General features: G+C 35.8%; 17 protein-coding genes and 1 pseudogene. 4 read left to right on the plus strand and 14 right to left on the minus strand.

Translation table 11 applies throughout. The annotated features are described in order from the left end of the window. The first annotated feature begins 176 nt into the window (after window positions 1-176). A complete protein-coding gene (locus ABF682_RS04370; RefSeq protein ID WP_415619176.1) occupies window positions 177-641 on the plus strand; it encodes a phosphoribosylanthranilate isomerase in 465 nt (154 codons plus the stop codon). A 55-nt stretch (window positions 642-696) separates the two neighbouring features. Here the strand turns inward: ABF682_RS04370 and ABF682_RS04375 are convergent, their stop codons facing one another. The 7 genes from ABF682_RS04375 to ABF682_RS04405 form a co-directional block, all read right to left on the minus strand. Continuing rightward, window positions 697-861, minus strand: coding sequence for a hypothetical protein (locus ABF682_RS04375; protein ID WP_415619107.1), 165 nt, complete (start codon window positions 859-861; stop codon window positions 697-699). 343 nt (window positions 862-1,204) lie between these two features. Beyond that, window positions 1,205-2,053 carry a metallophosphoesterase family protein gene (locus ABF682_RS04380; RefSeq protein WP_415619108.1) on the minus strand — a complete coding sequence of 283 codons (849 nt, stop codon included), beginning with the start codon at window positions 2,051-2,053 and terminating at the stop codon, window positions 1,205-1,207. Between the two features lie 110 nt (window positions 2,054-2,163). Next, complete coding sequence (lepB, locus tag ABF682_RS04385; protein ID WP_289976916.1) at window positions 2,164-2,754, minus strand: signal peptidase I; 591 nt, start codon at window positions 2,752-2,754, stop codon at window positions 2,164-2,166. A 45-nt stretch (window positions 2,755-2,799) separates the two neighbouring features. Then, the gene (locus tag ABF682_RS04390; RefSeq protein ID WP_289976917.1) at window positions 2,800-3,222 is read right to left on the minus strand and encodes a hypothetical protein; all 423 of its coding nucleotides are present in this window, start codon (window positions 3,220-3,222) and stop codon (window positions 2,800-2,802) included. 115 nt (window positions 3,223-3,337) lie between these two features. Beyond that, complete coding sequence (locus ABF682_RS04395; protein WP_415619109.1) at window positions 3,338-4,171, minus strand: TIM barrel protein; 834 nt, start codon at window positions 4,169-4,171, stop codon at window positions 3,338-3,340. Between the two features lie 95 nt (window positions 4,172-4,266). Further along, window positions 4,267-5,130 carry a DegV family protein gene (locus ABF682_RS04400; protein ID WP_289976921.1) on the minus strand — a complete coding sequence of 288 codons (864 nt, stop codon included), beginning with the start codon at window positions 5,128-5,130 and terminating at the stop codon, window positions 4,267-4,269. 94 nt (window positions 5,131-5,224) lie between these two features. Beyond that, the gene (locus tag ABF682_RS04405; RefSeq protein ID WP_289976924.1) at window positions 5,225-5,644 is read right to left on the minus strand and encodes a MarR family winged helix-turn-helix transcriptional regulator; all 420 of its coding nucleotides are present in this window, start codon (window positions 5,642-5,644) and stop codon (window positions 5,225-5,227) included. Between the two features lie 195 nt (window positions 5,645-5,839). Here ABF682_RS04405 and ABF682_RS04410 point away from each other — a divergent pair, with 195 nt between their 5' ends. The 3 genes and pseudogenes from ABF682_RS04410 to ABF682_RS04420 all read left to right on the plus strand — a co-directional run bounded on the left by ABF682_RS04410 (window position 5,840) and on the right by ABF682_RS04420 (window position 9,834). Further along, window positions 5,840-7,543 carry an Rqc2 family fibronectin-binding protein gene (locus ABF682_RS04410; protein ID WP_415619110.1) on the plus strand — a complete coding sequence of 568 codons (1,704 nt, stop codon included), beginning with the start codon at window positions 5,840-5,842 and terminating at the stop codon, window positions 7,541-7,543. 219 nt (window positions 7,544-7,762) lie between these two features. Next, window positions 7,763-9,148: an MFS transporter gene (locus ABF682_RS04415; protein WP_415619111.1), complete on the plus strand. Its 1,386-nt coding sequence runs from the start codon at window positions 7,763-7,765 to the stop codon at window positions 9,146-9,148. Continuing rightward, window positions 9,132-9,834 (plus strand): annotated as a pseudogene (locus ABF682_RS04420) (SDR family oxidoreductase). The gene ABF682_RS04415 and the pseudogene ABF682_RS04420 overlap by 17 nt, the downstream one beginning before the upstream one ends. A 139-nt stretch (window positions 9,835-9,973) precedes the next feature. Here ABF682_RS04420 and ABF682_RS04425 read toward each other — a convergent pair. From ABF682_RS04425 to parE, 7 genes are all read right to left on the minus strand, one after another. After that, window positions 9,974-10,693 carry an ABC transporter ATP-binding protein gene (locus ABF682_RS04425; RefSeq protein WP_415619112.1) on the minus strand — a complete coding sequence of 240 codons (720 nt, stop codon included), beginning with the start codon at window positions 10,691-10,693 and terminating at the stop codon, window positions 9,974-9,976. Beyond that, window positions 10,665-11,495, minus strand: a complete 831-nt coding sequence (locus ABF682_RS04430) for an ABC transporter permease subunit (protein WP_415619113.1) — start codon at window positions 11,493-11,495, stop codon at window positions 10,665-10,667. The genes ABF682_RS04425 and ABF682_RS04430 overlap by 29 nt, the downstream gene beginning before the upstream one ends. 18 nt (window positions 11,496-11,513) lie before the next feature. Further along, window positions 11,514-12,485, minus strand: a complete 972-nt coding sequence (locus tag ABF682_RS04435) for an aliphatic sulfonate ABC transporter substrate-binding protein (protein WP_289976935.1) — start codon at window positions 12,483-12,485, stop codon at window positions 11,514-11,516. A 1-nt stretch (window position 12,486) separates the two neighbouring features. After that, on the minus strand, window positions 12,487-13,989 hold the full coding sequence (locus ABF682_RS04440) for an AMP-binding protein (protein WP_415619114.1): 1,503 nt from the start codon (window positions 13,987-13,989) through the stop codon (window positions 12,487-12,489). Further along, a complete protein-coding gene (locus ABF682_RS04445; RefSeq protein ID WP_415619115.1) occupies window positions 13,989-15,134 on the minus strand; it encodes an acyltransferase in 1,146 nt (381 codons plus the stop codon). The genes ABF682_RS04440 and ABF682_RS04445 overlap by 1 nt, the downstream gene beginning before the upstream one ends. A gap of 222 nt (window positions 15,135-15,356) precedes the next feature. Continuing rightward, entirely contained in the window at window positions 15,357-17,813 is a 2,457-nt protein-coding gene (gene parC / locus ABF682_RS04450; RefSeq protein WP_415619116.1) for a DNA topoisomerase IV subunit A, read from the minus strand. Next, window positions 17,813-19,798 (minus strand): DNA topoisomerase IV subunit B, encoded by a 1,986-nt coding sequence (parE, locus tag ABF682_RS04455; protein WP_415619117.1) that lies wholly within the window; start codon window positions 19,796-19,798, stop codon window positions 17,813-17,815. The genes parC and parE overlap by 1 nt, the downstream gene beginning before the upstream one ends. Between the last annotated feature and the right edge of the window lie 58 nt (window positions 19,799-19,856).

Genomic DNA, 19,856 nt, shown 5'->3' on the forward strand with positions numbered 1-19,856 from the left:
TCTTTATTCTATCTAGTTTACATAATATATATTATAGAAAGTATAATGCGAATGAATTTTATAAATCACTGCCACTCTTGTATCAACATTATTTGTATAACTTGTATTTTTTTGAATTTTGCATGATAATTCATTTGTGAGGCTCTTTATCAGCCTCGTCCTTTCTTAATTTCAGTATAGCAAGAAAGTTAAACTATATTCATATAGTTCCCCTATTACTGGGATCTTGTGGCCTTGAATATTTGACAGGTAAAGACTTTGGGTCCGAAGATATTGATGTTAATGTTCCAGGAGACCCCCGTGGTTGGGAAGCTCCTGATGAAATCAGAATTTATCACTGGAATCTTATTGAAGTAACCATGGAAGAAATTGGTTATCAACTTCAAGACATGCATGAACATTCTTTTAATAACGGCATCTATAATGTCGAATTCGGTACAATGAATTCATTACCTGACTTTGCAAATATTGAATTAAAAGACCTCGTAAAACAAAATTACAGGGGAATATCTTTTTTAATACCAACATTTGAACAATATTTGAAAATTTATCAAAGTTCTGCTAATGATCCATATAGAATTAAAATTGATTCAAGTAAAGATACTTTGAAGATTGATTACTTAAAATCAATTATTGATTAAATACTTTGTAGTTAATTTCTCCATCCTTCTTATTACTATCAGACGATAAATATGATTAATACTTAGCTTCCAAATTCTTCAATGCTTTCAAACGAGAATCGCTATCACCTTTAAAATTCTTTTTGTAACCATTTATTCTACTCAATTCGTTTTTAACCTGATCAGCATTTGCATTGTTTTTCTGGGTGTTGATCAACCCCATATCCCAGTACAAAAACAAGCGCTACAACTCCAATCCCAGTGCCAATAGCTGCGGTTTTATGCTTCTTGATATCTATGTGCATCATGTTAAAAATCCTCTTTTTTCTTTATGTTATGTATGTTTTTATTTGTTGTTTCTATTTATAAGTCTAAAAAATAATTTAGTAGACCCATTTATGTTATCTATCGCAAAATTTATAAATAAATAATGAGTTCTTGCTACACTAAAAATCTATAATCAAAAAAACCACATAAATTGGGTATGCCTCCAAAAGTTAGACCAAAAATCTAACTTTTTTGGGACATTTCACTACCATTGCTTTACCGTGGCTTTTACTTAATTATTATTCTATTTATACTAATTATTTCAATTTTTCCAAAAATGCCTTCAAAACTTCAATGTAATTATTTTGTTGATTGAACCTTGAAAGTACCTCCAAATCATGCGTATGAGTAATTCCTGTCTCAAGTAATTCTTGATATAATTCATAATACGGCACATTATTATTTTTAGCGCATGTTAACTCTTTTTCTATATCATATGCGACATGCCTGAATTCTAAATTTACAAAACCTATTTCATCTATCTCTAAAATAGCATATTGTGCTCTTCTATCTTGTAAAAACTTATTATGTGTTGAAAAGGGTTGCCCAATTGTTCCTGGATTAATTATTAATTGGCTTTTTTCGCTATAACGCAATAATTGTGAATGGATATGACCGTAGATTGCAATATCAACATCTTCCGAAGAAAATAACTCGTTAAAGTTCTCTTGATCAGCATTCATCATAAGTGCAGCACCATAGTTTTTGGTAGGTAAATTATGCGAAATACTAATTAAAAGATTAGCTACTTTTTTCTGACTATGTAATTTGAATGTCTTAATTCTTTTTATATAGTCGTGGTTGATATTATCATACATATACTTACTTAAAATTCCAACATACACATCTGACGGATCATTTAAATCAATATTTGTTTCTGGATCAAGAATTTCTAACAAACAATCATCCCAATTGCCACGAATGTAAAGCGTTGTATTATTTTCATCAAGCATTTCAAATAATTTTTCACAGCCTGGACCTGGCATGATCAAGTCACCTAAAAACCAACATTCATCTACATTATTCTTTTTTACATCCGCTAAAACAGCCGCTAACGCCGTTTGATTCCCATGAACATCTGAAAGAAGAGCTATTTTATGTGTCATTTTTCCTCCATAATAATCTTAGTATTTCAATAGCTTAAACTCAGATAAAAAGGCCGAACCAAAGAATTAAGATTCAGCCTTTTTATCTAGGTAACACTGATTTCAAAAAATTAATTATTTGAATATGAATTTATCAATGCTTTTTTCGAATTCCAGAATGGAACTTTTACGACACCATCAATTTTACCCTTAGGAACAAAACCATAATAGCGGCTATCGTTAGAATCCTTACGATTGTCGCCCAAAACAAAGTATTTACCCTTAGGAACGGTAAAGGAAGTACCCGTCCCAAGTTTAACACCATTTGCCTCTTTTAAAACGAGGGTCAGTGTTCCGGTCGTCCTTTGTAATTTCGTGATATAACCTTGTGACATTTTTTTATTATTAATATAAAGTTGACCATTACTTCTATACTCAACCTTATCCCCTGGCATACCAATTACACGCTTAACATATTTAGTTGACTCAGTAACAGCTTGATTATTTTTATCAACTCCAGATGCATTGAAGACAATGACTGTATTATGCTTGATTTTAGCCTGTTTAAGCAACATTACACGTTCATCATTTTGCAATGTTGGATACATGGATGTTCCGTCAACCTTGACAATTCCAAACCAAAACTGCTTAACTATCAGCGCAATTAGCAAGCCGATAATGATTGGTAAGACCCAACTAAATATTTCTTTGAAAATCTTCAACTTTCTTACTCTCCTTATGGCTATTTTTTTAAATATCCAATTAATTTATTTAATGACACGTTTTGGTGGCAACAAACTCCTACCATTATTCAGAGTCCTTTTTTTTAAAGACCAAATATAGTAGGTAAAAATGCCACAGAAAAATAGCTCATAGAGGCTAAACCAGATGTTCCTCACATAAAGAAACGGCATTGACATTGCAGCACAGTTCAAGAATAACTTGAAAACAAAGTTACCTCTCATAAAATAAACCATATTGCTGATAACTGCTAGTACCCCAAATATTACTAGCAAGATTGTCAAAATAATTATAATTGAAAAAATATTAGTGCCATTAGCTATTTTTTCTGCATTTGCAGAAGAATATCCTTTATGAAGATAGAATTTAACCAGTAGTCTAAAGTAAGTATCGTTTAGAACATACAAAAGACCAAGTCCCCCAACGGTTATATTCAAAAACTTATTCAAACACTCATCTCCCTCGAACGAATAAATCAACTATTAGTTAGTGTACTACTTACCATCTAGAATTATATACGCTGAGTAAGTAAATGAAAGAAAAGTATTTTTTTTTAAATCAATTTTAAGCTCTTTTATTCAGTTTATTGTAAATGCCAATTAGATAATGATAACTTGCAACTTGTTCTGTTGCTTCATTTTCATTAGCGAGTTTGATTTCAAAGATACTTGAAGCATTCTCATTCAATAACGGTAAAACATCTTCCCAATTAATTTTCCCCTTACCTAATGGCAAACTATCATGCGTTAATCCCATGGAATCAACTAAGTGATAGTGGACTATGTGGGATTTAAGCCTCTTTAAGCTGGCACATAATTTAGGATTATCTGCCTTAATCTTTATAAAGCAATGACTGAGGTCAAAAGCCAAGCGATATTTTTTGTCTAAAATGAAGCGGTCCTCATCTGCGCAGCCGTAATAAAACAAACGTGATATTGAGTTTTCAAACATGATATGTGATTGTCCGAGATTTGCATATCTATCAAGTTTTTGGTAAACTACATTTTTTGCTTCTGAAAATGACGGATATAAAGCAATCATCTTTTCAGTATGTCTCGAGTATGAACCGTGCAACAGAGTCTGTAGACTGTAATCAAATGATAACTGTAATAATTGGTTAGTACTAGAATCTATAAAATAATTCAGTTCTTTAAAGTCATTTTGTGGTGCAACTAACTCTGTATATTCACCCTTGTACCTCATTGGATGATGTAAAATTATATGTGCAACACCTTGTGCTTTCACCTGTAGTATCGCTGCTGTAAGCCTTTTTATACCTTCTTTTGTAAAATCATCTTCATCAGTATAAAATTCAAAAACATTTGGTCGATAACTTAATCGATTTTTGAGTTGTTCGCTCTGTGAACTAGCTTTGAGACCTAAATCAATATTTTTCATAAACAACACCTCTTCGATTAAAAACCTTTTCAGAAAAAAAAGCCGATAAACTAAAGAGTTTCAGCCAATTTTTCAATTATAATAGCAATACTATATTACTTATCAATATCTTTCATCCAAGCCAGTGCAATTGCTTTTTCTCCAAGATGAGTTCCAATGACAGGACCAAAATAACTTAAATCAATTTGACAGTCTGGATATTTCTGAGAAAGTTCTTTTCTCCAAGATTCTGCGGCCTTCAGATCATTTGCATGAATAACAATCAGTCTGAGTGGATAGTCTGCTTTTTCTTTATCTTCTTCAAAAATTTTTTCAGCCCGCTTGAGTGCTTTCTTCATGGAACGGACCTTATCAAAAGCCACAATCTTATGTGAATCATTATCAAAAGTCAAAAGTGGCTTTATCTTCAAGACACTTCCAATAAGGGCTGAAGCATTTGACAAGCGTCCGCCACGGACCAAGTTCTGTAGATCATCAACAATAAAGCATTCATTCATGGTTTCTCTTAAATTTTCTAACTCAGTTAGTATTTCTTCAACATTAGCGCCAGCTTCTGCCATTCTAGCTGCTCTTAAAACGAGATTGCCCATCAGCATTACGGTGATTTGCGAATCAAAAGGATAAACTTTTGTTTCTTTAATCTCAGTTGCCACATTCTTTAGAGTTTGATAAAATCCAGAAATTGTTGAGGCCAGATGAATACTGATAACAGCATCATATCCTTGTTTTCCTAGGTTCTCATAAAATTTAATCAATTCACCAATAGCAGGTTGAGAGGTACTAGGAAATGTCTCAGATTTCTTAAGCTTTTCATAGAACTCTTCTGTGGAAATATCTACCCCTTCCTTGTACACTTCATTATCAATGATAACCGGAAGTGGAATTATATGAATGTTATTATCCGCAATTTGTTTATCTGTTAAATATGCGGTACTGTCAGTTACAACAGCGATTCTCATAGATGTACACCTACTTCTTTGCTTTTTGTTATACCATGGTATCATAACACATAAAAAAAAACGCGACTACTAAACACCTGAATGAGAAGCACGGCTACATTCGTTCCATACTTTTACTCAATCTATTAAGAAGAATCTGTAATAAATTTTGTTCTTCTTCAGACCAATGTGAAAAAAGTTGTTTGCTATACTGTGCAATGTCTTTCTTCATGTCCGCTATAGCATCCAGTCCCCTAAATGTACTGGTGTATGCAAAAAAGCGGCGTCCCTGTTGGCTTTCTTGTGACTTTTTGACAACAAACTCTTTTGAAAGTAACTTAGATAATTGTCTGCTTAATGTGGAAACATTGAGCTGTGTCATTTTTGCCAGCTTTTCTTGGGTCGAAGCACCATCGACAATTTTTAGAAGTAATTGCCATTCTGCAAGTGTTAATCCATTTTTTTGTGATAAAGCAACGAGCTTTTCTCGATACTGACGTTGAAGATCAATAAGGCTATCCAAGCAGCTTTTCAAAAGAATCCCTCCAATAAAAGTTTAATATGCATTATGCAAATTACATTAATCATTATGAATTAATTATGTAATAATAGCAAGTGCAACACATTTATTTTCTTACCTGTAACACTCAAAAAAGTATCTTTGCTCTTTATACGGTTAAACGGTACAATTAGATACAGTAAAAATTAGTTATGAAAGCGAGTTGTCAGCATGCCTTTTGATGGACTATTTACCCATGCAATGATTGCCGAATTAAGAAGCAAAATTATAGGCGGACGTGTAACCAAAATATCACAACCTTTCCCAAATGAAGTCATCTTGACAATTAGGTCACAGCGTCACAACCAGCCACTTTTGTTATCGGCACATCCTAATTATGCCCGTATTCAGATTACAAAAATTCCTTACAATAATCCCCCAGTTCCAACTAACTTTACGATGACACTCAGAAAGTATCTCGAGAATGCAAAGATAACTGCAATTGACCAACTTGATAATGATCGAGTTGCCAACTTCAGTTTTGCTACTCGTAATGAGTTGGGTGATGAACTGCCATTATTATTAAGTATTGAAATTATGGGTCGCTATAGCAATGTAGTTTTGGTTGACCAAAAAGATAACAAAATCCTAGATACAATTAAGCATATTGGACCGAGTCAGAATCGATTCAGAACCTTACTCCCAGGTGCAACATATATTCAACCGCCAAAGCAGAATCTGTTAAATCCTTTTGCAGATGAGTCTGCAAAATACTTGGATCTTGTGCAACAATTTCCCAACCGAGAGATGCTAGCTAAACAACTGCAGAAAAGTTATCAAGGAATTGCAACCGCACATGCTTTATATTTAGCTGATAGCTTGCATGCCGTGGGTGATACTTCTATCAATTGGGAACATGCCTTAAAGCAAGCTGATAGTCCCACCCCCACTATTGTTGGAGGAAGCAAAAACTTCTTCACCTTCTTTAAATATGATAATGATTTAAATTCAGAAAATACCGAATCATTGAGTAATTTGTTGGATGCATTCTATCAGAAAAAAGCAACTAGTGATCGTGTGCAGCAACAAGGTTCACAATTATTTCATGTTATTAAAGGAAATCTACAAAAAAATCGCAAGAAATTAAAAAAACTGCAGCAAACAATGGCTTCTACACAAAAAGCAGATATTTTGCGTATAAAAGGTGAATTGCTGACCACCTATCTTTATCAAGTAAAGCGCGGAATGACCGAAATTGAATTGCCTAACTACTATGATAATGAGAAACTAGTCAAAATAAGTCTTTCAAATCAACTTTCTCCTTCTCAAAATGCTCAGAAATATTTTAAAAAATATCAAAAATTAAAAAATGCTGTTGCGTATGTAACAAAGCAAATGAAAATAACTAAAACAGAAATAAATTACCTTGAAGAAGTTGAAACTCAATTAGAATTAGCGGATCCGCAAGACCTGCCCGATATTAAGGTAGAACTGCAACAAGAAGGATATATACGAGCACAGAAGCAAAATAAGAACGGGAAGGTTAGAAAAAATAAGCTTGGTCAACCTGACACTTTTTATTCTAGTGAAGATATAAAAATTTCGGTTGGTAAAAATAATTTACAAAATGACCGTTTGACATTAAAAATGGCACAAAAAAAAGACATCTGGCTTCATGCAAAGAATATCCATGGGTCTCATGTAATAATCCATGATAGTCAGCCAAGTGAACGAACACTTCTTGAAGCAGCTAAATTAGCAGCCTATTACTCTAAAGCACGTTCATCTGGAAACGTACCTGTTGACTATGTTAGAGTAAAAAATATTCGTAAGCCAAATGGAGCTAAACCAGGATTTGTAATCTATGAAGGCCAGCAGACGCTCTATGTCACCCCTGATGAAGGTGAAATTAAAAAAATGAAAAAACATGATTAGCTGGGCAGTAAACCAAATTTCACGGTTGTACTATTGACAATGGTTGATTTTGTATGAGTCTTTATTAAAATATATGAAAAAAAGATTAAGAGTTATATTGAAAAAAATTCAAATTTCTTTTATAATTATCTTTATTGAATAAATATCTAGGGCTTTGCGGAGCATAAATCGCATGGCCCTTTTTTTGTCCAAATATAATGAAACGGGGTAAATATATTAATGAATAACGTTACACAAAAAACCAAATTCTCACTTATCGCCGTAGAAATTTTAACTTTTGTTGGAATTTTAGTTGAAACTTCAATGAACGTAACCTTCCCGACTTTGATGCAAAATTTTAAAGAACCACTCGGCAATGTACAATGGCTAACTACTGGATACCTGTTGATGGTCACACTTGTTATGGGATCAACCTCTTACTTATTGAAACGTTTCAAAAGACGTCAATTATTTTTATTTAGTGCTATTTTAAGCATTATTGGTGAATTATTATGTCTAGCTGCACCCACTTTCAGTATTCTCCTAATTGGCCGATTGATTCAAGCTAGCGGGACCGGAATCAGTACCCCGTTAATGTTTTCCGTAATTTTTTCCGAAATTCCGATGGCAAAATGGGGAAGATACACAGGGATTGCTGCAATGCTAATTTCACTTGCTCCCGCACTTGGACCAACGTTTGGCGGTGTCATGAATCATTACTTCTCTTGGCGTGCAATTTTTAGTACTAGTCTCTCACTAATCTTAGTTGCACTGATTATTGGATTAGTTGCTTTGGAGAACCGACCACTTCGTGCAAAGATTAAATTTGACTGCAGTGGTTTCCTTGCCCTGGCCTTGTTCTTAATATTTCTTGAATTTGGCGTTCAGCAACTAAGTAATCATTTAGGACTGGCAATACTTTTGTTGCTACTTAGCCTTATTTCGGTGTACCTCTTTATTAGACATGAGCAGCAAAGCAAAAATGTATTGTTTAATCCTGGCCTTTTTAAAAATAAATATCTAATGTTCCGTCTCACTAACTACTTTATCCTCCAAACGATCAACATCTCACTTTCCTTTGTAATTCCTATCTTTGTTGAAAATGTATTGCTGGTCAATTCATTAATTGCAGGACTAATTCTTCTACCTGGATCTCTGTTAGGATCGCTAAGTGCTCCATTTGCTGGTAAATGGTATGACCGCGTTGGACCAAAACGGCCCCTGCTAGTTAGCAATTGGTTGGTGGTTGGAGGAATGCTGTTGTTTGCCAGTTTCATCAGTAAATTCTCAGTCATGATAATCGGTCTAGTCTTCGTAATTACTCGTTTAGGATTCAACACAGGCTTTGGGAACACAATGTCAGATGCAAGTAAGGCTACCCCACCTTCTTTGAAGTCTGATCAAAACTCATTGTTTAGTATGAGTCAACAATATGCTGGATCAATCGGAACGGCCATGATATCAATGATTATCAGTCTTCAAGAAAAAAGCAGCGGTAGTGTACATGCAGGAATCACAAGTGGTAGTCAATTAGGCTTCGTCTTGTTAATGATTTTTGGAATTATTGCCTTGATATGTACAATCACTTTGAATAAGGGAGAAATGCAACATGAAGTTGAAAAATAAAAGAATATTAATCATAGGTGGAACATCCGGTTTTGGTAAGGAGCTGGCTCTTCAATGTTTACAACAAGGTTCATATGTCAGTGTAATTGGTCGCAGTAACACACATCTAAAAGAGTTTATTGCCACTAATATGCAACACTTAAGTGGAGTTGTTCTAGATGCTACTGAGCAAAGACAATTGGCAGACTTTTTTGCAAATCATAGAGCATTTGATCACATTGTTTCAACTCTCGGAGGTACTATGAGTGGCGGTTTTTTGGACAATTCACTAGTAGAATTTCGAAAAGTAATAGATGATAAGTTCTTTGCCAATCTGCAGCTTGCACAACTAGCAGTGTCACACCTAAATAAAGGCGGATCACTAACTTTCACTTCAGGAACAGGAGGTCATCCAAGTACAGCTTCAGGTGCAATCGTTGGTAATCATGCTATTAATTTGTTAGTTAAAGGCCTAGCCGTTGAAGTAGCACCGGAATGCAGTTGCTCCAACCTGGACAGTGACTGGACTGTGGCGTGATCTTTCACCAGCAGAACTGCAGCAACAAGAAAAAACAGTTGCCGCAAGCATACCATTAGAACGCACAGCAAAAATCACCGAAGTTGCCTCGGCATATCTTTATTTAATAATGAATGATTTTATGACTGGTCAAATAATTAATGTTGACGGTGGTGTTAGTGCTTTATAATGAACAGAGAAAAAGGCTTGATTCAGTGGATTTAACCATGAATCAAGCCTTTTTCTGACTATCTCTATTTAAATTAAAATTGAGATACCTAATTACTTTGGTATATTTCAAAAAATCAGTCTCAGTCCATCTTATTCATTTATTCCAAGATTTCAGCAAGAATTTCTTCTGAAATTTCAACTTCCTTTTCCTTATCGCCAAGACTTTCCTTACCACGATATGGATTCTCAACAATTCGCCAAATCGTGCCATTCTTGATTACCGCAATACGATCAGCCATTCTGACTGCTTCATTAATGTCATGCGTTACCAGAAAGGTCGTAATTGCCTTATCTTGACAAACCTTTCTAATCAGTTCTTGCATCTTAGTTCTTGTTAGTGCATCCAGTGCACCTAATGGTTCATCTAACAGAAGAAGTCGTGGATGTGACATCAGGGCACGTGCCAAAGCAACGCGCTGCCTTTGTCCACCTGATAACTGCGTGGGAATTTTTGTTGAATATTGACTTAATCCCACCTGCTCCAATAATTGAGCAGCCTCATCAACTGCCTGTTTACCCTTCTTATCCAGCAAAACGTTATCTGTAACATTCATCCATGGGAGTAAACGATCTTCTTGAAACATTACACGGGCTTCCTTATTTAAACCATGAATTTTATTGCCTTCCTGAATAATAGATCCAGCAGAGGTCTCTTCTAAGCCTGCCAGCATTCGTAGTAATGTACTTTTACCGCCACCACTCATACCGACTAATGCAATAAATTCTCCTTCATTAATAACCAGATTTGCATTACTCAAAATAACACTATCACCGTATGATTTACCGACTTTATTTATCTCCAGAAGCTTCTGAGCCATTTGTATCCCGCCTTTCAATTGCACGCCATTCTAGGAAAATATCCTCTAAATTTTTAGCAATAAAGTCAGATAATTTTCCTAACAAAGCATAGATTAAAATACATAGCACAATTGTCTTCATATCCATAAATTGTTCCGCATTAGTTGACATGTAACCTATCCCTGAACTTGCCGAAATTGTTTCAGCAACAATCAAAGTTGTCCACATTACACCAAGTGCATATCTGACACCCATTAAAATCGTTGGTAGTGCGCCAGGAAAGATAACTTTAACAAACAAGTCTTTTTTACTCAATTCATATGACTTACCCATTTCAATTAACTTAGGATCAACTGATGTAATTCCATGGTAAGTATTGATATACATTGGAAAGAGACAACCTAAAGCAACCAATGATATTTTGGCAGATTCACCAATTCCTAACCATAAAATAATCAATGGAATCAATGCCAAATGCGGAATATTACGCAGCATCTGAATAGTACTGTCAAACAACAATCGCGTTGTATGCGAAACCCCATTGATAAAGCCTAGTACGAAACCTAGTCCGCCGCCAATTAGAAGACCCGCTGTCGCGCGATAGAGACTGATACTCATATTTTCTTGAAGTTCGCCCTTCTTAAAGAGCTTAATACCATTCGTTACAACATCAATTGGAGATGGCAACAAAGTTTCATTGACCCATGAGAGATTGCAAGCAACTTGCCAAAAAGCAATCAAAAAAACTGGGATCAACCAAGGTAACGAATTTTTTAATTTTAATGAAAAATGGTAATTGTCATTCATTTCAATATTTTCCATAATCTTTCTCCTTATCAGTTATTTAAGATATTGAACATGTTTTGAAACGTTAATTTTCTTTGTAAGAATATTGTTGTCGTAAAATACATTAGCAATTTCTTGTTCTTCTTTTACAACACTTTTTGACATTGAACTCATTGAAAATGTTCTCCGAGTAATAGATCTACGAACAACCTTCTTGGAGAGCTTTAAATCTGCACTCATCTTTTTGATCAGTTTAGAATGATTTTTGTTAGCCCACTTCATATCCTGCTCAGTATATTTAATAATTAGCTTGCTTAATGTTTTGTTTTTACTTGCATATGTTGTTGGTGAAACAATAAAGCTTCGATTGAGGGCCTTTGTAGTCGTACCGTCAACAAGTAACTTTGAATTTTCGGTTATTTCAACTTGTGCTACACTAGGGTCCCAATTAGCCCAAGCGTCAACTTTGCCTTTTGAATATGCAACGCTTGCAGCATCCGAGTCTAGATTGACCCAAGTGATATCATCATTGCTCAATCCAGCCACTTTGAGGGCCCTTAACAGCATGTATTGCGAACTTGTACCTTTAGTATATGCAACTTTTTTACCTTTTAGATCTGCCAAAGTTTTAATTGAAGAATTTTTGTGAATCAAAATTCCACTGCCTTTTGCCTTTGTTCCACCGGCTGCTACATAAGTTAATTTAGTCCCTGATGCTAAGGCCGACACAGGTGGTGTATCACCGACACGTGCATAGTCGACGTTTCCTGAAGCAAGTGCCTGCATCATTGCCGCACCGTTTTGGAATTCCTTAAATTTGACATTATATCCCTTAGCCTTCATCTTCTTAACGAATTGCCCTCTGATTTTAGAGACATAAAATTCATCCCCTGCTTGATAACCAACTACAACATTTTTTAAGCTGGAGCTTCCAGCATCTTCTCTGGTCAGATGCCAGCCATAGACAGCTACTCCGCACCAAAACAATAAAAGGACTACGATAAAACTCTTTTTAAGATTCTTCATATTATTTCACGGACCTCTTTTCTTGTAGTATCTCTGCCAATTTTGGTCTTAATATTTTGCGTGTAGCATTTAATGGAAATTCATCTAAAAAGAAAATTTCAGTTGGTCTTCGATATTTAGCAAGGTGCGTGGCTGCATAATCAATCATTTTTTGCCGATGTTCTGCTTGTTTTTCAGGATCCTTGATGTCCTCAATCACTGCAGCTGCGACAACTTCACCATATAATTCGTCAGGAAGTCCCACAACTGCGACTTGTTTAATGAAATCAAGATTTCCAAGAACATCCTCAACAACTGAGGGACTGACTTTTTCTCCACCACGATTAATCACATCTTTACTGCGGCCCTCTAACCAAAGATAACCTTCCTCATCAAAGTATCCCAAGTCACCTGTTAAGAACCACCCATCTTTGAAAGAATCAGGATGAAAATCAAGATAGCTTGTAATTACATGATCACCGCGAATCGCGATTTCACCATGAACTTCTGGTGCATCAGTAAAATCATTTCCAGCAGTAATTGCTACATCTGTATGATATGGTTTACCAACTGAACCAATCTTGATATTATCTAATGGATTTAAAGTACATTGACTGCAAGATTCCGTCATACCATAACCTTCAAGCAAAGGTACACCAAATTTTTTTATAAATTTCTTATGACGACTAACTGGAAGCATTGCAGAAGCACATCTAATAAAACGTAATTTGTTGCTTGGATCAAATTGAGCCAAAGCGTGCTTATTTTTCAATAAGATAGAGACAATCGTCGGTACGACTGAAGACCATGTAACGTTGTTCTCCATAACTTGCTGCCAAAAACGACTCGCGCTGAATTTAGGTGCAATTACTAACCGACCATCTGATAGAAGTGTGGAGACAACAATTAATTCCTGTGCATTAATATGAAACATTGGCATGATAATCAAGACGGTATCAGCTGCATTTAAGCGATGACTCTCTAAATCATAGTGCGCCGCCCTTAAGATAACCTCATGTGTCAGTCCAACCTCCTTAGGCTTTCCGGTGGTTCCAGAGGTATTCAGAATCCAACCATATGATTGCTCACTAGGCGTTGTTTCCTTGTTGCTTGTGTTCAAATCATTTCTTGTCAAGATAACCAGGTCTTCAAACGTATGCAGTTGAATTGTATGCTTATCTAATTCAGAGAAATTACTGAAAACCTCTGCGCGACTGGCATTAAAGATAATAGCCGCATACTGATTCTCACGAAAATCGGAGGTGCTCTCTGAAACAGGATGTACCGTGACACCTAAACGCCATAAAGCTTGGTTAATTGGAACATATGCGGCCGAATTTTCGAGGCACATAAATGCAATATCTTGGTTGCCCATATTCGCATCTGAAAAAAGTTCTTGAAGTTTAGTGATATCTTCTTCTACATCTTTTCCAGTAAACCATTTATTCATTCGTTCATCTTTTAAAAATTCACGATTAATATTCTTTTTTAAATGCATTGCAAGTTCTGTAGTTAATTTTGTCATTATCTATTCCTCCTAAATTTTTGTGGGCGGCCAATCAATATTCCAAATGGAGGAACTTTGTAAAGAATAAACGATACTAGCCATGAAGTTCCTAAAACAACCAGATATCCCACTGGTAACAGCAGGAATAAAATCCACTCATTCAAATATCCTTTAATGTTCAACAAGATATATGCTAGCAGTGTCAGTCCAATAGTTTGCGTTAAGTAGACTCCAAAGGACAGCTTCGAAGATAAAGAAACAAATTTTGCAAATTTTTTCCAACGCGGTTTTGTTCTATGACTCGCGTATGAAAGACTCAAACACCAAACAGTACAAATCATGAGTGAAGCATAAATCATCAAGTAAGGCTGATGTACCAACTCTGTGTAATGCTGGCCTAACTTGAGGACGTACCAGTTAAAATAAAATAAAACTAATGTTCCTAATCCTAATAATGCAGTGAGACTATATACAATCTTACGGTACCTTAAAATAAATACTTTGGCCTCATCGTAATGAATTGAAACAAAACCGCCTGCAATGAAGTAGAACTGGTATGATAAGACAAAATTACCATAATACTTCAATAGGTATGGCCAATTATCATGATTCATTTCTGGATAAATGTATTTTGTCCAGATTAAGAAAAATAATTGGATTAATGCACTAATTGAGAAAATCAAAAGATGATAATTAGTGAATTTTTTAAAGAATTTAATTAATAATGGAAAAATCAGATAAAGTTGGAATGTAACCAGAATATAGTACATATAGAATTGATTACCATGAATCAAAGCTGAGTACCATGCTGCTGCCCAACTACTGAAGCTCAAACCAGTCCCTGCTGCAATAGCAACAAATATTAAGAAGAATCCGTTCCAGAACAGATATGGAACTCCGCCACCCTTGTAACGTTTGTACCAGAATGTCAAATAATTCACTTGCTCTTTTTTATAATATTGTAAAAATAATACTAAACCTGTGACGAACATGAATCCCATTCTTGTGAAATGCAACAGTAAATGTGTCATTAACAACACCAACTGTGGAACAGAGTTGGTTGATAAACTGGCAATAAATGCCGATGTTACATGATTTGCCAATACCCCAAAAATGAAAATACACCTCATTAAATCAACCTCATATAAATACTTCTTCTTCATCCAAAAACCCCTATACTATATTTTATAAGTTCATTATCTTTCAAAACAAACTCTCCATTGCCCTTATAATAATTTAAAATATTGATTTGATAGCTGTATGTCCAATGTATGAATTATTTGTGAAAAAAGGATAATAAAATAAATTAAGCAACATTATTTGTGAATTATAAAAAAAAAGCCTGCTAAAAATCGGTTTTCACCAACTTCTAACAGAACCATTAATTATTTTTCTTTATTCTCTTTAATTACTACAATTCGATTTGGGTTGCCTTGCGTAGCAGTATCAATTACGAACGATCCATTCGAATAACGGTCACCCATAGGATGTTCAAATGGATTGATTGTTACCATTTCCCGTTTATCTGTAATTATAATCAGAGCACGAGGCTCTTTTTCTGATAACAGGGAAACAAACTCGATACGATGCGGATTTCTTTTTAATTCTCGTAAAACTTGAACGCCACGTCTTGCCCTAGTCGTAGGAGACACTTCAGCTACCGACATACGCTTAAATGCACCCCTTTGTGTAAGAATCCCAACCTGTTCAGAACCCATTACTAGTAAAACTGAAACAATAAAGTCATCCCGCAAATCCATGGCCTTAACCCCAGCAGCTTTAGCACCAGACACAGGAACGTCGGATAATGAGTACCTTAGTCCATATCCACCGTGTGTAATCGCAAGGACATACTTTGCATTAATCTGTTCTGATTGTACATAATTAACCAAAATTAATTTATCCGTAACAGATTTCAACTTCATACTCTGACTTGCCCTAGATCTGTAAGTTCTGCTAGGTTTTAAATCAGCAAAAGCAGTTTGCTTGATATTCCCTTCTTTTGTGGCAAGTACAAAATTACCAGCTTGCTCTAAATCTTTAAAGGCATATGCTGCTATAATCTTCTCCTCGGGCTTGAGACCTATTGATTGAGAAAGATGTAGTCCTGTGTCCTTCCACTTATAATCAGGAATCTCATGGACCGGACGATATATCAAATTCCCACTATCTGTGAAGATAAAGAAATGATCAAGTGTATTGATGGTTTCCTGATATACAACCGTATCCTCAGTCTTTAATCCATTCTCTGTACTTTCAGATGCATTGAATGAACGTAAAGAACTTCGCTTAAGATAACCATCTCTACTAACCATGACAATAACATCTTCGGGAGCAACGAGGACTTCTGTTTCAATCTTTAGTTGCTCAACTTTATCTTGAATAACAGTTTTTCTTTCAGATGTGTACTTCTTATCAATCGCCAAAATTTCCTTCTTAATAACTTTATCCAATTCTTTAGGATTGGCCAGAATCAGTTCGAATTGTCTAATCTTATCAGTCAATTCTTTTGCTTCCGCCTGAAGAGCAGTTACATCAGTATTTGTTAAACGATAGAGTTGCAACGAGACAATCGCTTCGGCTTGTGCTTCGGTAAAACTATATTGAATAACTAAATTAGCTTTTGCATCCTTTTTGTTATTACTTGCACGAATTGTTTTGATTACATCATCCAAGATCGACAGTGCTTTAATTAAACCTGCAACAATATGTTCACGTTCACGGGCTTTTTTAAGCTCAAATTGAGTCCTTCTTGTTGTTACAGTTCTTTGATGTTCAAGATAAGCGGTCAATATTTGTTTTAACCCGACATTTTCAGGACGTCTGTTATTAATTGCAACCATATTGAAGTTGTATGATATCTGTAAATCAGTATTCTTAAACAAATAATTTAAGATTCCTTCTTGATTGGCATTTCGCTTTAATTCAATTACAACACGTAAACCTTCACGGTCGCTCTCATCGCGAACTTCGGCAATTCCTTCAACTTTTTTCAACAACCGGATCTCATCGATTTTCTTCACAAGGACTGCTTTGTTTACTTCATAAGGAATTTCAGTTACAACAATCTGCTCTTTGTTGCTCTTTAAAAATTCTATTTCTGTCTTTGAACGCAACATAACACGTCCATGTCCAGTCGTATAGGCTTTAATAATGCCATCTATCCCTTGCAAAATCCCTCCCGTTGGGAAATCAGGACCTTTCACAAATTCCATAAGATCAGCAAGTGAGGCCTTGGGATGACCCATTAAATAAAATAATGCTTGAATCGTCTCATGGAGATTGTGCGGTGGAATTTCCGTCGCATATCCAGCAGATATCCCGGTTGCGCCATTAACCAGCAAATTGGGAAAGCGAGCTGGTAATACAGTTGGTTCCATATCTGTATCATCAAAGTTGGGAACAAAATCAACTGTTTCTTTATCAATATCACGCAGCATTGCACCAGATATTTGGCTTAAGCGTGCTTCCGTATAACGCATTGCCGCAGGTGGATCACCATCCATCGAGCCATTATTTCCATGCATCTCAATCAACGGCTCACGGAGTTTCCAAGATTGACTCAAACGTACCATTGCCTCATAGATTGAACTATCACCGTGAGGATGAAAATTCCCCATGACATTACCCACAGATTTGGCTGATTTTCTAAATGCTTTTTCGTAAGTATTCCCATCCTGATTCATAGCATATAAAATTCGGCGCTGAACAGGTTTTAACCCATCCCTAATATCGGGGAGAGCACGTTCTTGAATAATATATTTAGAATAACGACCAAATCGTTCACCCATAACAGCTTCAAGTGAGAGTTCCTGAATGTTACTACCTTGGTTTTCAACCATTATTCAACACTTCCTTCTTGCTTTTCATCAACATGATGTGCTCCTGCAGCAACTGTATTATCCAACAAACTGCCATCTTCCTCCAGTGTAAACTGAACATTCTTCTCAATCCATTTACGTCGCGGTTCTACTTTATCACCCATTAGGGTAGTAACACGTTTTTCAGCCAATGTATCATCTTCAATCTTGACACGCACTAATGTCCTTGTTTCCGGATTCATTGTCGTTTCCCAAAGTTGATCGGCATTCATTTCGCCTAAACCTTTGAATCTTTGCAGTGTGTAACCTTGTTTCATTTCTTTAGTTGCATAATGCAATTCGTCATCAGTCCAAGCATACTTAATTAAATTTTTATTTTTAACTTTCTTTTGAATCTTGTATAACGGTGGTAAAGCAATATATATTCTCCCAGCATCTATCATTGGTCTCATGTACTTATAAAAGAATGTTAATAGTAATGTTTGAATATGTGCACCATCTGTATCGGCATCAGTCATGATGATAACCTTATCATAATTGGCATCATCTATTGCAAAATCGGTACCAACGCCCGCACCAATTGTATAAATCATTGTATTAATTTCTTCATTTTTGAGAATTTCAGATAACTTAGCTTTCTCAGTATTCAAGACTTTCCCACGCAACGGTAAGATTGCTTGAAATTTACGATCTCGCCCTTGTTTAGCTGAACCACCTGCAGAATCACCTTCGACTAAAAACAACTCATTTCTTTTGGCATTTTTAGATTGAGCGGGTGTTAATTTACCTGATAATAAACGTTCTTTTTTCTTTTTCTTACCAGTTCTGCTCTCATCTCTTGCCTTTCGCGCTGCATTTCTTGCTTCTCTTGCCCTTAATGACTTTCTAACAAGGTCTTGTGCAAATTCACCATTCTCCATTAAGTAAAAGCCAAGCTGTGCAGCAACAACACTATCTACTATTGAACGTGCTTCAGGTGTTCCAAGCTTACCCTTTGTCTGTCCTTCAAATTGCAATAGTTCTTCTGGAACACGAATCGAAATAACTGCAGCAAGTCCTTCACGGACATCACTACCTTCCAAATTCTTATCTTTTTCCTTCAACAAGGAAACTTGGCGAGCATAGTCATTAAAGGCCTTCGTCCAAGCTGATTTCATCCCAGCTTCGTGTGTCCCACCATCCTTGGTTCTAACATTATTTACAAATGATAAGATACTTTCAGAATAACCATCATTATACTGTGCGGCAACCTCAACCTCGATCCCTTCTTTGACACCATCAAAGTACATTATATCGCCCAAGGTATCCTTATCTTCATTAAGATAGGCAACAAATTCCTTGATCCCTTCTTCAAAGTAAAAGATATCCTCTTGTTCAGTTCGTTCATCATTAATAGTAATTCGGACGCCCTTTAATAAAAAGGCCGACTCGCGAAGTCGTTCAGCAAGCGTATCGTAATTGTATTTAGTAGTTGTAAAGATAGTTTCATCTGGTTTGAAGGTAACTGTAGTACCATTAGATTTTTTAGTTTTTCCAATCTTGCGCAATGTCCCAATGGGTTTCCCACCGTCTTCAAAGTCTTCTTCGTATTCAACACCATCTCTAATAGTATTAACCGTTAGCTTTGAAGAAAGGGCATTGACGACACTGGCACCGACTCCATGCAGACCACCGGAAGTCTTGTAGCCACCCTGACCGAACTTTCCACCAGCATGAAGGACTGTAAAGATAACCTCAACAGTTGGAATTCCTAAAGCATGCATTCCAACAGGCAATCCGCGCCCGTGATCTATCACTGAGACACTATTATCCTTATGTAAAATCACATTTATTTCTTTACCATATCCAGATAAAGCTTCATCAACTGCATTGTCAACTATTTCATAAACCAAGTGATGCAGGCCACGGCTATCAGTTGAGCCAATGTACATCCCTGGCCTTTTCCTGACAGCTTCTAACCCCTTTAACACTTGAATTGAATCATCGTTGTAATTTGTTTTTTTCATATATTAAACCCCTTCTACGTTCTGGAGTATTGAATTAATGCTCGTTCATACGTTCCAA

It is taken from the genome of Liquorilactobacillus sp. (assembly GCF_047719775.1).
Taxonomy (GTDB): Bacteria; Bacillota; Bacilli; order Lactobacillales; family Lactobacillaceae; genus Liquorilactobacillus.

Excerpts from the sequence above, each read along its gene's own strand:
- ABF682_RS04410 (WP_415619110.1), top strand. The coding sequence starts at position 5,840 with ATGCCTTTTGATGGACTATTTACCCATGCAATGATTGCCGAATTAAGA.
- ABF682_RS04440 (WP_415619114.1), bottom strand. The coding sequence starts at position 13,989 with ATGACAAAATTAACTACAGAACTTGCAATGCATTTAAAAAAGAATATT.
- ABF682_RS04445 (WP_415619115.1), bottom strand. The coding sequence starts at position 15,134 with ATGAAGAAGAAGTATTTATATGAGGTTGATTTAATGAGGTGTATTTTC.
- ABF682_RS04435 (WP_289976935.1), bottom strand. The coding sequence starts at position 12,485 with ATGAAGAATCTTAAAAAGAGTTTTATCGTAGTCCTTTTATTGTTTTGG.
- ABF682_RS04395 (WP_415619109.1), bottom strand. The coding sequence starts at position 4,171 with ATGAAAAATATTGATTTAGGTCTCAAAGCTAGTTCACAGAGCGAACAA.
- ABF682_RS04415 (WP_415619111.1), top strand. The coding sequence starts at position 7,763 with ATGAATAACGTTACACAAAAAACCAAATTCTCACTTATCGCCGTAGAA.
- ABF682_RS04380 (WP_415619108.1), bottom strand. The coding sequence starts at position 2,053 with ATGACACATAAAATAGCTCTTCTTTCAGATGTTCATGGGAATCAAACG.
- parC (WP_415619116.1), bottom strand. The coding sequence starts at position 17,813 with ATGGTTGAAAACCAAGGTAGTAACATTCAGGAACTCTCACTTGAAGCT.
- parE (WP_415619117.1), bottom strand. The coding sequence starts at position 19,798 with ATGAAAAAAACAAATTACAACGATGATTCAATTCAAGTGTTAAAGGGG.
- ABF682_RS04430 (WP_415619113.1), bottom strand. The coding sequence starts at position 11,495 with ATGGAAAATATTGAAATGAATGACAATTACCATTTTTCATTAAAATTA.
- ABF682_RS04425 (WP_415619112.1), bottom strand. The coding sequence starts at position 10,693 with ATGGCTCAGAAGCTTCTGGAGATAAATAAAGTCGGTAAATCATACGGT.
- ABF682_RS04400 (WP_289976921.1), bottom strand. The coding sequence starts at position 5,130 with ATGAGAATCGCTGTTGTAACTGACAGTACCGCATATTTAACAGATAAA.